Below are 14,363 nucleotides of genomic sequence, written 5' to 3'. Positions count from 1 at the left end.
ATGTCCATTAGACGAGTGTAAATGATAATTCGACTTGGCAGTTAAAAGCGCGTTCCATATGCTTTTTTTGCTTATTTGCTTCCTGCTCTTCAAAAGTATAATCACTGTTGCAGGCTAAAGATATTTCCATCTTTTCCCCCTCCTTTTTGTTCACCTCCAGCTCGGAAATGATTGAACGGTGTGTCGTGTTGAGGGAATAAAGGAATTTCAAAATCGCGCCTAATCGCTCCAGCGATAAAATTTCTTCTTCCGTTAATAATGATTTGTAAGGAGAGATATATTTCATCAAAGTTTTTTTGGACTTAAAGGAAGCGACGCATGCGAGTTTCAACCGCATTTTATGACTGATTCCGTCAAGCGATCGATTTGTCAAAATATAAAACGTATGCTGACTGCTTGAATGATGATCGATAAATTCCCCGAATTGAACCAGCTTTGTGCTTTTAAACAAAATTTCTTTTTCCTCTTGAGTAAAAGATATAATTTTCTTTGCCTCACATTCACTGACAAATACGTAAGCAAGACGAAGGAGAAATGATGTATTCTTCAAGTTGATTTTATAATCACTGGCCAGCTTGGAAAATGTTTCGTCCGCTACTTGAGAAAAAGACCGGACGTTTAAGTTGGAAAACACCTCCTCAAAAAAGACCCCTTCCCTTAAGCCTTTGCTGCTCATTGTAAAAAATGGAGCTGATACGATTTCCGTCAGCGTATAAATTGCTTCAATTGCAGGAATGATGATATCCGCGCGTTCCTTCGACAGTCCATCTAATTTTTGACGCTCCGAGACAGTCATTCCGATCAGCCATTGATTTATTTTTTTAATTTCATTCGGTTCCATTTCATATTGATGAATACCAAATAACGGGTAATTGGTTTTATTTTGATGAAGCCGTATTAGATTTCTGGCGCTGCCGCCTATCCCGATTACCGGAACATTTTTGTTTTTAAGCCATTTTTGCGAAGAAAATTCATTTCGCAAAAACGCTGTCAGCTCTTTCATTTCCGATTCTTTCGGTTCGCTGTTGGCAATAAACCTTTTCTTTAATGTGAGGGCCCCAAACGGAAAACTGTATGAATGGACGAGCTCCCGATTTTTAAAATACGCAACTTCCGTGCTTGCTCCGCCTATATCAATGGTTATGCCTTCAGTTAAATATACGGAATGTATAACAGCTAAGTAGCCGTAATAGGCTTCTTCTTGGCCGGAAAGGACGCGAAAATCGAAATTCGTCTCTCTTTTTATAGCCTCTAAGACCATTTTCCGGTTTTTGGCAGATCTAATAGCTGCCGTTGCAACCCCTTTCGTTTCTGCCACTTGATGAAATTGAACGATTGGAACAAATTTTTTTAAAGAATCGATGACAACCTCGATCCCCTCGTTGGACAAATTTCCTTCGGCGTCAATATACGTAGCTAAACGGGCATTGATCTTAAAATTGTAAAGCTCTTTATATTGTCCATTTTGATCAATATGAAAAATAACGAGGCGAATGGAGTTCGATCCTAAATCTATTATGCCGATTTTTTTCTCTGTCATTTTTCCCATCCTTTTATGAAATCCAATGAAGAAAGTATGTTATTTTTTACTTATATCGTACTATTTTTCCAGTCTATTTAAAAGATTTGAATAGATATAAATAAGCAGTCAACATCCAAAAGACATTAAAACCGCAAAGCCGCCGATTGCTGGAAGCTGACTTCCATTTTTAAAGTCAGTTCTTCAAATGAATTTTGTGAAAGCTGTCGTTTTACAAAAACGAAAATTCCGAAGATTCATTTTCTTTTTTTGAAAAATGTGCTATATTTGTTCCAGAAGTAAAAAAATGGTTTCCTAACCATTTAAGCTTCGACAAGGAGAGGCGGTCAATTATAGCAAGATCGCTTTGAGATTTGGGAGAAATGAATAGGCTTTAAGAAATGAACAATGTTATTGTCTCAGCAATTGCCCAATAACAAAATTTGTGAAAGCGATCGATCATCCCGATATTCATTTTTCCCTGTTTGCATCAATAGTAAAGCGTTTTCGAAAACTTTTGAAGGAGGTATATTTGATGGAGTTTAGACCAGGATTAGAAAACGTAGTGGCAGCTGAGACAACGATTTCGTTTCTCGATGTAGAAAATGAAGAAATTGTCATTCGAGGATACGATTTAATTGAACTTGCCGAAACAAAATCATATGTCGAGGTTGCGTTTTTGCTGCTTGAAGGCAAGCTTCCGTCTGAACAAGAAAGAGCTAGATTTGAAAACGAGCTTCTAGCGAAAAGAGAGCTTCCAGACGTGCTTTACGACGTATTTTCCAAACTGCCGAAGACAACTCATCCAATGGACGCCCTGAGAACAGGCATTTCCATTTTAGCAGGATTTGACCCGCTCATTGATGACAGATCTGAACAGGCCAATAAAACGAAATCTATCAATCTTCTAGGACAGATGCCATCCATTCTTGCCAGCAGTTATCATCTACTCAATCAACAAGAAGTCATTCCACCAGATGAAAATCTCTCCTACAGTGCAAATTTTTTATATATGATTACAGGAAAAAAACCAACTGAACTTGAAACGAAAATATTCGACCGCTCGCTCATCGCTTATATCGAACATGAAATGCCAAACTCTACATTTGCCGCTCGCGTCATATCGTCTACACATGCAGATTTGTATGGTGCTCTCGCCGGTGCGGTTTCCTCTTTGAAAGGACACCTGCATGGCGGAGCCAATGAAGCGGTGATGTATTTAATTGAAGAAGCAGGTACAAAGGAAAATTTTGAACGATTGATTAAACAAAAATTAGCAAATAAAGAGCGGATCATGGGATTTGGCCATCGCGTCTATATGAAAAAAATGGATCCAAGAGCATTGCTTATGAAAAAAGCATTGCAGCAGCTGTCCGAACAACGGGGCGATTTTCGATTGCTTGAAATATGCGAAGCCGGGGAAACCATTATGAGAGAGGAAAAAGGATTGTATCCGAACCTCGATTATTATGCGGCTCCTGTCTATTACATGCTTGGCATTCCGATTGATTTATATACTCCTATTTTCTTCAGCGCTCGAACAGCAGGCCTGTGCGCCCATGTGATCGAACAGCATAATAACAACCGTTTGTTCCGTCCGCGCGTGAAATATACAGGAAAACGCTCTTTGAAAGTACAACAGTAATGGATAGCTTAGGAGGTTGTAAAAATGGCAGAAGTACTAGTAAAAAATAATGAAAATCGACAAAACAGACAAACTGCTTGAAGAAATTGCCGATTATGTTCTAAATAAAGAAATTCAAAGTAAAGAAGCGTTTGAAACCGCCCGCTATGTGTTGTTAGACACGCTGGGCTGCGGCATACTTGCTCTTCGCTACCCTGAATGCACAAAGCTTTTAGGTCCGATCGTTCCGGGGACGGTTGTTCCAAACGGGTGCCGCGTCCCTGGCACTTCATATGTATTAGACCCCGTGCACGGTGCATTTAACATCGGCTGCATGATTCGCTGGCTCGATTATAATGACACTTGGCTTGCAGCGGAATGGGGTCACCCTTCTGATAACTTGGGGGGAATTTTAGCTGCGGCCGACTACATAAGCCGAACGAATGTGGCAGAAGGGAAAAAGCCGCTCAATATGAGGACAGTTCTTGAAGCGATCATAAAAGCCCACGAAATTCAAGGGGTGCTGGCACTTGAAAACAGCCTGAACAGAGTCGGGCTTGACCACGTGCTGTTCGTAAAGGTTGCTTCAACTGCTGTCGTTACGAAGCTTCTTGGCGGGGGAAAAGATGAAATCATCAACGCCCTTTCCAATGCCTGGATTGACAATTCAAGTCTTCGGACATATCGACATGCTCCAAATACTGGTTCTCGCAAGTCGTGGGCGGCTGGCGATGCAACAAGCCGCGCTGTACGTCTTGCATTTATGGCCATAAAAGGTGAAATGGGATATCCTTCTGCCCTATCGGCTCCGAACTGGGGATTTGAAGACGTGCTGTTCCGAGGACAGAAACTGAAGCTCGCCCGTCCTTTGGAATCATACGTAATCGAGAATATTTTATTTAAAATATCATATCCAGCAGAGTTTCATGGGCAAACAGCTGCTGAATGCGCCATTGAGCTTCATCCTGAAGTAAAAGATCGCCTTGATGAGATCGAAGAAATCACGATCACGACGCATGAATCAGCCATTCGCATCATCGACAAAACGGGACCTCTTCTCAACCCGGCTGATCGTGATCATTGCCTTCAATATATTACTGCCATCGGTCTTATTTATGGCGATTTAACAGCAGATCATTACGAAGATGAAATCGCACAAGACCCTAGAATCGATGCGCTTCGTGAAAAAATGACAGTTGTGGAAAATAAACAGTTCAGCAAAGATTATCTCGATCCGGACAAACGGTCAATTGCCAACGCAGTTCAAATACGGTTTAAAGACGGAACGGAAACGCGCCAAGTTGTGCGGGAATATCCAATCGGCCACAGATTCCGCCGTCAAGAAGGTCTGCCTAAGCTGATCCAAAAATATGAAAACAATTTGGCAACACGGTTCCCAAACAAGCAGCTCAAGCAAATCTTAGACGTTTCGCTTGACCAGAACGTGCTGGAAGAGACGTTTGTACATGAGTTTGTAAACTTATTTGTTATATAAATCCGGGGCAGATCACACGTTGTTTTGCATCAGATGCATGTTACTTTGGCGCAATTTCATTGTTTGGCAAGAAAAAACATATAAACCTTGTAAGAACATTTGAGATAACTATATCGAGCTGGTGTGGCAATCGGCCACACCGAAAAATGTTCTGTAAAGCGAAAATTTTTTGGGCAGGCAAAAAGAACGAAAGAATCGATTTTGTACCAAATGACGGAAGTTAACAGACAAAAGATCAGGGTACAAAACAGACCGTAAGCGAAGCTTGGATACAGGGCGGCACCCTCGAGTAGACTTGACGAGCTCAGCGAGGGCAGCGCTCGTTTAATGAAAAACGCGGCTTGCCTCTAGAAACGTAATTAATGGTTCTGTAAAGCTAAGATGAAATGACAGAAAAGAAGGTGATTCCATGGTTTGGATCGTTGAAAAAGAATCGACACAAGAGGAGTTGGCCGATCGGTTTCGAACGTTAATGAACGCACCGGAAATCCTTCAAATTCCTGGAGCCCATGATGGAATGGCTGCACTTATAGCGAGAAAAGCAGGATTTCAAGCGCTTTATTTGTCAGGCGCCGCCTATACCGCGAGCCAAGGGCTTCCTGACTTGGGCATCGTCTCGTCAGAAGAGGTTGCCCGCCGGGCGCGGGAAATCGTGCGGGCGGCTGATCTGCCGCTTCTCGTTGACATTGATACCGGTTTCGGCGGTGTTTTGAATGCCGCCCGAACAGCTAAAGAAATGGCAGAAGCACGAGTAGCTGCTGTCCAAATCGAAGATCAAGATCTTCCGAAAAAATGCGGACATTTAAACGGCAAAAAGCTTGTGTCTGTAGAAGAGATGATGCAAAAAATTAAAGCTATTAAACAGGCAGCGCCGACTCTTGTCGTTGTTGCCAGAACGGATGCCTATGCAGTTGAAGGAATTGAAAGCGCCATTGAACGCGCCAAAAGATATGTTGAAGCGGGAGCAGACGCTATTTTTCCTGAGGCTCTTTCAACAAAAGAAGACTTTTTAAAGGTGAGCCGGGCAATTTCAGCTCCTCTTCTCGCAAACATGACAGAGTTTGGAAAAACTCCTTACTATACAGCAGAAGAATTTTCGGAACTCGGCTATTCAATGGTGATTTATCCTGTTTCATCTCTTCGCGCCGCCGCTAAAGCGTATGAACGCCTATTCCAAACCATTAAATCGTCTGGAACTCAAAAAAGCGAGCTCGAGAATATGCAAACTCGCAAGGAACTTTATGAAGTGATTCATTACGATGATTTCGAAGCGCTCGACCAAACGATTGCAAAAACAGTATTGCCTGAAGATTAACCATCCACGGGGTTTGCCCCGTGGATGAAAAAGTATTTACCGGAAAAAATAGTAGCTGCTCACATTTCTGATTCATAAAACTTTTTAATCCCACAATCCTTTTTTCGTGTCCTTCCATTCCCATTGCTCCAAAATCGTTGTTGTTCTTGAACCCCATCCTTCCAATGCTTCATTAGCAAACTCTCTCTGTATATAAAAGTACTGTCTGTTATGCTCGCTTAAATAAATCTCGCCCGTTCTCGTCTGCTCTACATTTTCATAATGAAAGGAACGGAGAGACCAATCAGGTATATTTCTTTTCTCTTCTTCTTCCGCTGATAAAACTTTATAAGAAACATTTCCCAGCAATTCATCTGTAATGTAATTTTCCGCCTCTCCTAAAGATGTCCCTTTTGGAAAAAACATGACATCAACTTCCCCATATTTTTCATTCACCGCTATCAGCTTTGCTCCGATCAAATTTTTTTCTTCAATATATTCTGCCTGCCAACGATCCGGAATATATGTGGTAAAAGGTAGTTGCTTTATGTTTACGAGGTGATACAGCTCCTTTTCTTCCATTCCTTCCAATGAAATTGTCATTTCGATCGATTCAGGTCGGTTGATATCTCCTTTTTCTTCTTCCTTTTCTGCATTTTGAGATTGTTGGGGAGACATTAGTATGCTTTGTTGATCTGAATGCTGGCCGCCTTCTTTCGTCTCATTTGTTTGAAAAGGAGGAAAAATCATTAGAAGGATGCATACAGCTGCTGCGGCCGCAAATGAGAATACAAGCTGAAGCTTGCTAGCGGCTTTTTTCCTTCTCTCTTTATTTCTAGCTAATTCAATTCCGGCTAAAGCTTTTTGAAAACTTTTTTCTTTAAATTCATCTGTCGGTTCTATATAAAAGTGATGAAAAAGCTGTTTTATTGACTCTTCACGCTTTTCGCTATTCGGCGGTACGAGTTGTTTTTTCATGATCATTCACCTCGCTTTTTAAATGGGCTGACAATTTCTTTTTAGCCCTTGTTTGCAGCGATTTAACCGCCATAACCGTTTTCGACATTACCTTGGCTGTTTCTTTTATAGACATTCCTTCAAAAAATCTTAAATAAAGGACCGTCTTTTCATCCGGGGACAATTTTTCCATACTGGCCATGATCTGTTCTCTGAGCGAATATTCCAGAATATTTTGTTCTACTAAATGTTTATCCTGTTTATGCCCTAAGTCCTCGGGGCTTAAATAGACTGTGTTATTTTCTTTTTTATACTTGCGATGGTAATCGATAACAACCCGCCTTCCAATTGTAAACAGCCAAGTTTTAAAGCTTGATCTTCCTTGAAAGTTCGCTAAATGAACCGCCATTTTATACATGACATCTTGAGCAATTTCTTCTGACCGATGATAATCCCCCGTCTGCATATATGCATAGCGGAGCACTTGGCCAATGTAGCGGTCATGAAGCTCACGGAAGGCTGAATCGTCCCCCTCTAAAGCCTTTTGAACCAAATCTTCATCTCGCATGCCGAGGTGCACCTCTCTTTCTCGTACAATCAATTAGACGAAATGCTGGAGAAAAAGTATCGAATCATCAGATTCTAGTTGCAGAAATAGATTGGAGGAATTCCCATTTTCTCACAAAAAGCAAGAACTCAAATTTTGGAGCTTTTTAGATGGCAAAGTTTTGTAAAACAAGCCAACGATCTGCCCTGCATCAGTGGATCGTTGGCTTATTATATGGGAAGTAGCTGAAATGTAAGACGCTTTCTCCACAGAAGCTCAACCTTTGAAAATAGTAATCTAAAAACAACGATCATTGAAATTTTAATGATCTCTCTTGCATTTCTAATTTATATACAAGCCGATTTTCCAACCCCTTCTTTTGGTAGATGTTCCTAAATGGATTGTAAGCGTTTCATCAATGAATCCCGAAAGCTTTCCGATAGTTCGTCCACACGAAGAATTTGTTCAATTCCTTCTTTATTTGTTTTATCATGAAACATGATTTGATTCGCAAAAGAAACCGTTATGTTTAGCGGATGTTTTTCAATGAGCTGCAAGCTTGATTGTGTCTCCACCCAGCCTTCTTTCAGCACCCGAAAATAAAAACCGGTATAACCAGTATTTTGAACACGAAGCGGCAAGTCATTCACCCTGTGCTTTTTGGCAATCTTATGGCATGGCTGCCGAGGCTGGCTAACTTGCACAACCGCTTCCCCTAATTGGAACGTATCCCCGATGCAAACTTCTGTTTCCAACAAGCCTTTTACTGTCAAATTTTCACCAAATGCCACCACATCCAGCTTTCTTTCAAGCTCATGCTCCCAATAGGCATAATGATCATACGGATAAACGCATACCGCTTTATCTCTACCGCCATGATGAACAAGATCTGCCTGACCATCGCCTGAAAAATTAAGAAATGACAAAAAAACCGGTCCATCAACAGGCTGCTTTTGAATTCCAGTGACGAATTCTTTGCCGTTATATATGAAATTTTTCGGTTTTCCTACATTTATAGAAATAATTTCATAAGTTTTTGCTTCCATTTTGATCAACTCCATTAATTCTTTAAGATCTTCCAACTTCGTTTGGGAGCAGCAATAGATTATCGTTAAGCGGCAAGTCTGCAGTTTGTATGATTTTCAAAAAATCATACAGGATAAAAAAATCTATTCCAGTGCTGTAACCTCCTAAAATGGTTAAAAAGCTGAATTGGGAACAACAAAACAAAAACTAGCATAGTTTATAGTGAGCTTTTTTATTGTCTACTAGATAGATTGATGCGCTCTTTTTGAAGAAACTTCCATTTTGTCTATTTTTTATTCATAATAAACTCGTTGATGAGACGCTTCACTTTTTCAGCAGATTGTTGAAATAACTCTTTTTCCTTTTGTTCGATTTCCCATTCAAGGATGCTTTGGATGCCTGTATGATTCACTGCTAGAGGTACACCTAAACTAATGCCAGAAACGTCGTATTCTCCGTTTAATACCGCAGAACCGATTGCTGTCGACGTTTTTGGTTGAAGCAGCTGATCAATCAGCCTTTCCATACCGACGGCAGACGTCCACCCGGTTGTTCGGTTTATGCCTAGGTCATTGAAGTTTCGAAACCAATTTGTCAGCTTTTCTTTAACTTGAATTTTCTGATCTTCTGATAAAAGCAGCGGCTTATAGTTTACTTTGACTTGGCTGAAAAGCGGAACTTGTGTTTCTCCGTGCTCACCTATAACAGGGCTTGATACTTTATCATTCTCGTGTAGCTTTAGAACTCGGCGAAGCGCCCATTCAAACCTGTAGGAGTCATTCATGGTGTATCCGATTAATTTTTTCTTATCAAATTGAAACGTATGAACTAAATAGTAATTCAGAACATCGACTGGATTGGAAGCGGTGATAATCAAAGCGTTTGGGGCATGTTTTGCGACGGCTTCTCCGATTTGACGAAACAATTGCAAGTTTCCTTCTAAAAACTCATCTCTAGAAGAAATATCGGTTCGGTTTGGGATGGCTGCCGTAATGATGACGATATTAGAGTGCTTTAAATCGTGAAAAGTCCCTTTATAAATCGTTTTGGACGGATAAGCATTTTCCAAATCCATTAAATGATTGAGCAGCAGCTTTTCATTTTGATCGATGAGACAAATTTCATCGATCGCTTTTTTCCCTGCTAATTTGAAAGCGATGGCGGCTCCAAGAGTTCCTGCTCCGCCAATGATCGTAATTTTGCACATTTTCTTTTCCCCCTTTGCAGCCGTTAAGATTCCTCTCCACGTCAAACAGGCAGCATGACCCGTTTTGACATTGAATACACAAATTTCCCCGTCTTGTCAATGGATCATCTCTGAAAAAGTGCACCGTTTTAAAACAAGCTCGTCTCTTTTTGACTAAAATTACAAAGTCAGGCACTACTGATTTTGAAGACCACGGACGATATTATGGTATTTTCCGCAAAAGTCGAATTAAATCTTGAATTTCTTCTTCTGTAAATGCGTTGAATTTGGAACGCATATATTGAATCAAGTCCTGTTGAACCGCTATGATGGTTTCTTCTCCTTTTTTTGTTAAAGAGATTTGGACAATTCGGCGGTCCTTCTTTGATCTATTCCGTTCGATGTAGCCTTTTTCGATTAGCTGATCAGTAATACCTGTGAGGAAACTGGGAGATATATCAGATTCTTGGGAAATGGTAGATAGTTTTTGAGGGCCGTTTTTCAGCAAAAACTTCATAATAAAAAATTCATTTCTTGACAAGCCATATTTTTTCCCCATTGTATAAAAATTTCGCAAATCACGAAAAATCCTTATAAATTCGTTCTCTAATTCCGTCATGGAGGAGGATGTCGGATTCATAATATTTCTTTCCCTTCCTTTCACATATATAAAGGGTGTCCTCTGCCGGACATCCCCGTTTCATTCATTATATCTTTGTTTATAACTCTTGGGAAGATGCTTCGGTTTTAACTTTTGCTGCTTCGAACGAGCTTTCCTGGAGCGTTTTCTTTGGTGTTTTTAAGAAAAAGGAAAGAACTAGCGCGATGAATGCCAAAACGGTCGCAATGTAAAATGCATCGTTGATCCCTTCGATGGTTGATTGCTGCAATGCCTGCCCTAAAAGTGCCTGAGCACCAATAGTTTGACCAGCATGTGCAGAAAGTCCGGCTGATTGAGCCATACTGCTGCCAAGTGCTTGCAGCTGATTCATCAACATTGGATCAGTTTTTGACACAAGATTCGTATAATCTGATAAATGATTTGTTGATTGCTGTGTCATAACCGTTACTAATAATGCGGTTCCAATAGATCCAGCCACTTGGCGTATCGTATTCGACATGGCTGTTCCATGGGAAATCATCTTTAATGGCAGCTGATTCATACCGGCAGTCATGATCGGCATCATGATCAATGACATTCCGAAAGACCGCAGCATATATATTCCTAATAAGGTTGTGTAGGGCGTATCGGCCGTCAGCTGCGTGAATTCATATGTTCCATATGTTGTAATGGCCAAACCGACAATTGCTAATCCTCTTACACCATATCGATCGAAAATTTTTCCTGCTATCGGCCCCATTAATCCCATGATCATTGCTCCTGGAAGCAATAATAAACCCGATTCAATCGGTGTAAAACCGCGAATATTTTGTAAATAAATCGGGAGAAGCAGCATTCCTCCAAATAATGCCATAGTAACAATCGAGTTGATAATTAATGTGAACGTAAAGAGGTTGTACTTAAATACTCTTAGTTCAAGCAGAGGTTTTTCCACATTCAATTGTCTTACGGCAAAGAAAATTAAAAAAACAACTCCGACCATTAAGCTGATGATAACTTCCGCGCTTGACCATCCTTTGCTTCCAGCCTCGCTAAACCCGTATAAAATGCCGCCGAATCCAATACTTGAATAAACAATCCCTTGGATATCAAACGTCGGGCGAGTTAATTCTTTTTCTAAACGGAACCAAATAAAGGCGAAAAAGATATCAATTAAACCGATCAAAGCCATCGCGTAGAACAAAAAATGCCAATCATAATTTTGCACAACCCATCCTGAGAGTGTCGGACCAATTGCAGGAGCCAGAATCATGGCAATCCCCATCGTCCCCATGGCTGTTCCTCTTTTTTCAGGAGGAAAAACAGTCAAAAAAATGTTCATGCCAAGCGGCATTAAAATTCCTGCACCAATCGCCTGAATAATTCTGCCAATCATCACCAATGGAAATGTTGCTGATACGGCACAAACGAGCGATCCAATTGTAAACGAGATCATCGCTGTAATAAACAGCTTGCGAAAACCGAAATTTTCAACTAAAAATGCGCTGATCGGTATTAAAATTCCGTTTGCAAGCATAAAGCCTGTCATCAGCCATTGTGCTGTTGTCGCATTGACATTTAAATCCGTCATCATGACCGGAAGCGCTACATTTAAAATTGTTTGGTTCAAAATCGCAATGAACATTCCAAACATTAACACGAACAGCACTTTTCCAACCGGCACTTCCTTATCAAGTGCTTCCTCTTTTTTTGTATGCCAGTTTTTCTTTCTGACAAGGAAAACATTCATGACGATCAGCACAATCAGAGTGAAAAACGTATAACTGATGATAAACGGCATGCTTCCACCTCCTTCAGTTTATATGGTTAAATCATTTATTTATGGATGCGTACTTTTGCATTCATTCCCGGCATAATTCCTAGCCCTTTTGCATCCGCAATAGATATTTTCACAGGAATCACCTGTGTTACTTTCGTATAGTTTGCGTCCGCATTTTCACTTGGAAGCAATGAGAAGACGCTAGCTGTTGCTTTTCCGATTTGCTCTACTTTTCCCGAAAGTTTAGACTCGCTGTACCCGTCGATGTAAATATCAACATCTTGACCAACTTTTACATCCCCAATAATGGTTTCTTTAATATTGGCAGTGATCCATAAATGATCGAAATCATATGCATATGCCAAAGGGGTACCAGCTGCCACAAATGAATTTTCTACCGCATTTGTTTGGACAATCGTTCCGGACTGGGGCATTTGAATGCTGACAGGTTCATCCTCCCCAGGTACGGCTAATTTTCCAATGACTTTATCTTTCTGAAATTGTGCTCCAACCTTTCCATCAAATTTTGTCAAGACTCCGGAAGCAGGGGCGGCGATCACTAATTGCTGTCCGTCCACTTTTGCGTAATCTGTTTTAATATAGTTGACCGACTCATTGTAATAATAGAATCCGGCAAAACCTCCTAAAACCAAAACAACGAGAACAACAATATTTAATATGACCAACTTTTTCACATTCATTTTTTATCCCCCTTACAAAAAAATATTCATTAAATAAATATTTCATTTTGTGAAATATTTATAAACTGCATTATTTATCATATGACAATCGTTTATCCGAGTCAATGTTTTTCGTGTACCGAAATATATATATAAAAATGACCCAGACAGTACAATGGACTGTTTGGGTCATTTTGTCCAAAAAGCATAATCATGTTCCATTCGATTTTTGATAAAAAGCTGCTGAAAACATTCATGAAAGTCCAAGACAAACGAACGAAATCTCAAAAAGAAAACGGTTTAAATAAATCACATTGTAAAAATGCTGCATGAATAGGAAAAGAGCAGCTATGATAAAAGCGATTCCCAGCCCAAGATTTATTTTTCCAACTAGTGTAAAATTTTTTATTTCAATTCCTCCAAACAATCACGTTTTCAAATAAACGTTACATGACAGGCGAATTTAAACTTGAAATATCGACTTTTTGTTTCCCTACTTTTAAGAATACCATAGTCATATCATCTTTTTGCGGAACGCCTTCTGTAAATTTATGAATCGATTCCAGCACTTTTTTTTCAATCTCCCCAGCATTTTTATCCTGATTTTGTTTTAACGTTTCGATCAGCCGTGCCAATGTAAATTGCTCGCCGCGTTTATTCTGCGCCTCAATGATTCCGTCTGTATAAAAGAAAATTGAATCATGTTCAAATAATTGGATCGATTCTTCATGGTAAATTTGATTAGGAAGACCGCCAATCATAATCCCTTTCACTTTTGGAAGCTCATGTACCGCATCGCCTCTTATAAACAGCGGAAGATGATGGCCGGCATTTGCATATGTAAACGTTCCCGACAGCGGATCCCAATCGGCACAGAAAACGGTAACAAAAGATTTTAACTTTCTCAAATCATTGTATAACGCTTTGTTCATTGCAGTCAGCGTCTTTCCGGGGCTTTGCGTGCTTTCAGCGGCTGTCCGAAAGGCGCCGCGCGTTAAGATCATGAGCATCGCAGCAGGAATCCCTTTTCCCATCACATCCCCAATAACGATGCGCACTTTTCCGTTGACAAGCGGATAAAAGTCGTAATAATCCCCGCCAATTAATCGGGCAGGTATAGAATAGCCAAATACCTCTCCCCCTTCGATCGATGGAGCATGCCCGTTCAACAACGTTGTTTGTATCGTCCGTGCCAAGTTTATTTCCCTTTGCAGCATTTGTTCCTTTCTCTTAACATCTTCTATCGTATAGGAAGATTGCTGATACGTTAAAAAGTCTCTTTGCATCAAACAACCTCCCCTTGAATCGATTTTAAAATTTCGTATAATCCAACTGTTTCAAATAAATGGTTTGTGAAATCATTCATACCTTTAAAAACTAATTTTATGTTTTTTTCTTGAGATAAATAAATTAAATCGATGATTTCACCAATTCCGGATGAATCAATGAATTCCAAATAGCTAAAATCAATCGTCAATACTTGAAAATTGCCGATTTCATTAAAATGTGCATGAAACACATGAGCCGTTGAAATATCTAAAACTCCTTTAATGTATAATGTGAGGCTTTGATCTTGAATTTCCTTTTGAACCGTAAGACCCATACATACCCTCCTTAGCAGAAAAACTGAGCAATTCATTTTCACCTTTATGTG

At 40.1% G+C, this 14,363-nt stretch carries 12 protein-coding genes and 1 pseudogene; 3 read left to right on the top strand and 10 right to left on the bottom strand.

Going from position 1 to position 14,363, the window contains the following annotated elements; translation table 11 throughout:
- Positions 1-7 precede the first annotated feature (7 nt).
- Positions 8-1,540 carry an exopolyphosphatase gene (ppx, locus tag ACVIJU_RS09595; RefSeq protein WP_063389556.1) on the bottom strand — a complete coding sequence of 511 codons (1,533 nt, stop codon included), beginning with the start codon at positions 1,538-1,540 and terminating at the stop codon, positions 8-10.
- Between the two features lie 514 nt (positions 1,541-2,054).
- Between ppx and mmgD the strand changes: the two genes are divergently transcribed.
- From mmgD to prpB, 3 genes and pseudogenes are all read left to right on the top strand, one after another.
- On the top strand, positions 2,055-3,164 hold the full coding sequence (mmgD, locus tag ACVIJU_RS09590) for a citrate synthase (RefSeq protein ID WP_063389557.1): 1,110 nt from the start codon (positions 2,055-2,057) through the stop codon (positions 3,162-3,164).
- 24 nt (positions 3,165-3,188) lie between these two features.
- Positions 3,189-4,638, top strand: a pseudogene (locus ACVIJU_RS09585) (bifunctional 2-methylcitrate dehydratase/aconitate hydratase).
- Between the two features lie 409 nt (positions 4,639-5,047).
- The gene (prpB, locus tag ACVIJU_RS09580; protein ID WP_066246659.1) at positions 5,048-5,953 is read left to right on the top strand and encodes a methylisocitrate lyase; all 906 of its coding nucleotides are present in this window, start codon (positions 5,048-5,050) and stop codon (positions 5,951-5,953) included.
- A gap of 84 nt (positions 5,954-6,037) precedes the next feature.
- On the opposite strand, the gene ACVIJU_RS09575 is transcribed toward prpB, so the two are convergent.
- The 9 genes from ACVIJU_RS09575 to ACVIJU_RS09535 form a co-directional block, all read right to left on the bottom strand.
- On the bottom strand, positions 6,038-6,910 hold the full coding sequence (locus tag ACVIJU_RS09575; protein WP_066246656.1) for a hypothetical protein: 873 nt from the start codon (positions 6,908-6,910) through the stop codon (positions 6,038-6,040).
- Positions 6,882-7,457: an RNA polymerase sigma factor gene (locus tag ACVIJU_RS09570; protein ID WP_063389561.1), complete on the bottom strand. Its 576-nt coding sequence runs from the start codon at positions 7,455-7,457 to the stop codon at positions 6,882-6,884. Before ACVIJU_RS09570 ends, ACVIJU_RS09575 begins: the two co-directional genes overlap by 29 nt.
- 371 nt (positions 7,458-7,828) lie before the next feature.
- Positions 7,829-8,482 (bottom strand): MOSC domain-containing protein, encoded by a 654-nt coding sequence (locus ACVIJU_RS09565; RefSeq protein WP_063389562.1) that lies wholly within the window; start codon positions 8,480-8,482, stop codon positions 7,829-7,831.
- A gap of 266 nt (positions 8,483-8,748) precedes the next feature.
- Positions 8,749-9,669: a malate dehydrogenase gene (locus tag ACVIJU_RS09560; protein ID WP_063389563.1), complete on the bottom strand. Its 921-nt coding sequence runs from the start codon at positions 9,667-9,669 to the stop codon at positions 8,749-8,751.
- 202 nt (positions 9,670-9,871) lie between these two features.
- Positions 9,872-10,288, bottom strand: coding sequence for a MarR family winged helix-turn-helix transcriptional regulator (locus ACVIJU_RS09555; protein WP_082829330.1), 417 nt, complete (start codon positions 10,286-10,288; stop codon positions 9,872-9,874).
- A 79-nt stretch (positions 10,289-10,367) separates the two neighbouring features.
- Positions 10,368-11,999, bottom strand: coding sequence for a DHA2 family efflux MFS transporter permease subunit (locus ACVIJU_RS09550; protein ID WP_375338809.1), 1,632 nt, complete (start codon positions 11,997-11,999; stop codon positions 10,368-10,370).
- 86 nt (positions 12,000-12,085) lie between these two features.
- The gene (locus ACVIJU_RS09545; protein WP_063389565.1) at positions 12,086-12,730 is read right to left on the bottom strand and encodes an HlyD family secretion protein; all 645 of its coding nucleotides are present in this window, start codon (positions 12,728-12,730) and stop codon (positions 12,086-12,088) included.
- A gap of 425 nt (positions 12,731-13,155) precedes the next feature.
- Entirely contained in the window at positions 13,156-13,926 is a 771-nt protein-coding gene (locus ACVIJU_RS09540; protein WP_242009281.1) for a PP2C family protein-serine/threonine phosphatase, read from the bottom strand.
- A 68-nt stretch (positions 13,927-13,994) separates the two neighbouring features.
- Entirely contained in the window at positions 13,995-14,312 is a 318-nt protein-coding gene (locus ACVIJU_RS09535; RefSeq protein WP_063389567.1) for an STAS domain-containing protein, read from the bottom strand.
- Positions 14,313-14,363: the final 51 nt, after the last annotated feature.

Source organism: Aeribacillus sp. SP014 (assembly GCF_054055575.1).
This window is presented reverse-complemented; position numbering and strand designations above follow the sequence as displayed.

Excerpts from the sequence above, each read along its gene's own strand:
- ppx (WP_063389556.1), bottom strand. The coding sequence starts at position 1,540 with ATGACAGAGAAAAAAATCGGCATAATAGATTTAGGATCGAACTCCATT.
- mmgD (WP_063389557.1), top strand. The coding sequence starts at position 2,055 with ATGGAGTTTAGACCAGGATTAGAAAACGTAGTGGCAGCTGAGACAACG.
- prpB (WP_066246659.1), top strand. The coding sequence starts at position 5,048 with ATGGTTTGGATCGTTGAAAAAGAATCGACACAAGAGGAGTTGGCCGAT.
- ACVIJU_RS09575 (WP_066246656.1), bottom strand. The coding sequence starts at position 6,910 with ATGAAAAAACAACTCGTACCGCCGAATAGCGAAAAGCGTGAAGAGTCA.
- ACVIJU_RS09570 (WP_063389561.1), bottom strand. The coding sequence starts at position 7,457 with ATGCGAGATGAAGATTTGGTTCAAAAGGCTTTAGAGGGGGACGATTCA.
- ACVIJU_RS09565 (WP_063389562.1), bottom strand. The coding sequence starts at position 8,482 with ATGGAAGCAAAAACTTATGAAATTATTTCTATAAATGTAGGAAAACCG.
- ACVIJU_RS09560 (WP_063389563.1), bottom strand. The coding sequence starts at position 9,669 with ATGTGCAAAATTACGATCATTGGCGGAGCAGGAACTCTTGGAGCCGCC.
- ACVIJU_RS09555 (WP_082829330.1), bottom strand. The coding sequence starts at position 10,288 with ATGAATCCGACATCCTCCTCCATGACGGAATTAGAGAACGAATTTATA.
- ACVIJU_RS09550 (WP_375338809.1), bottom strand. The coding sequence starts at position 11,999 with ATGAATGTTTTCCTTGTCAGAAAGAAAAACTGGCATACAAAAAAAGAG.
- ACVIJU_RS09545 (WP_063389565.1), bottom strand. The coding sequence starts at position 12,730 with ATGAATGTGAAAAAGTTGGTCATATTAAATATTGTTGTTCTCGTTGTT.
- ACVIJU_RS09540 (WP_242009281.1), bottom strand. The coding sequence starts at position 13,926 with ATGCTGCAAAGGGAAATAAACTTGGCACGGACGATACAAACAACGTTG.
- ACVIJU_RS09535 (WP_063389567.1), bottom strand. The coding sequence starts at position 14,312 with ATGGGTCTTACGGTTCAAAAGGAAATTCAAGATCAAAGCCTCACATTA.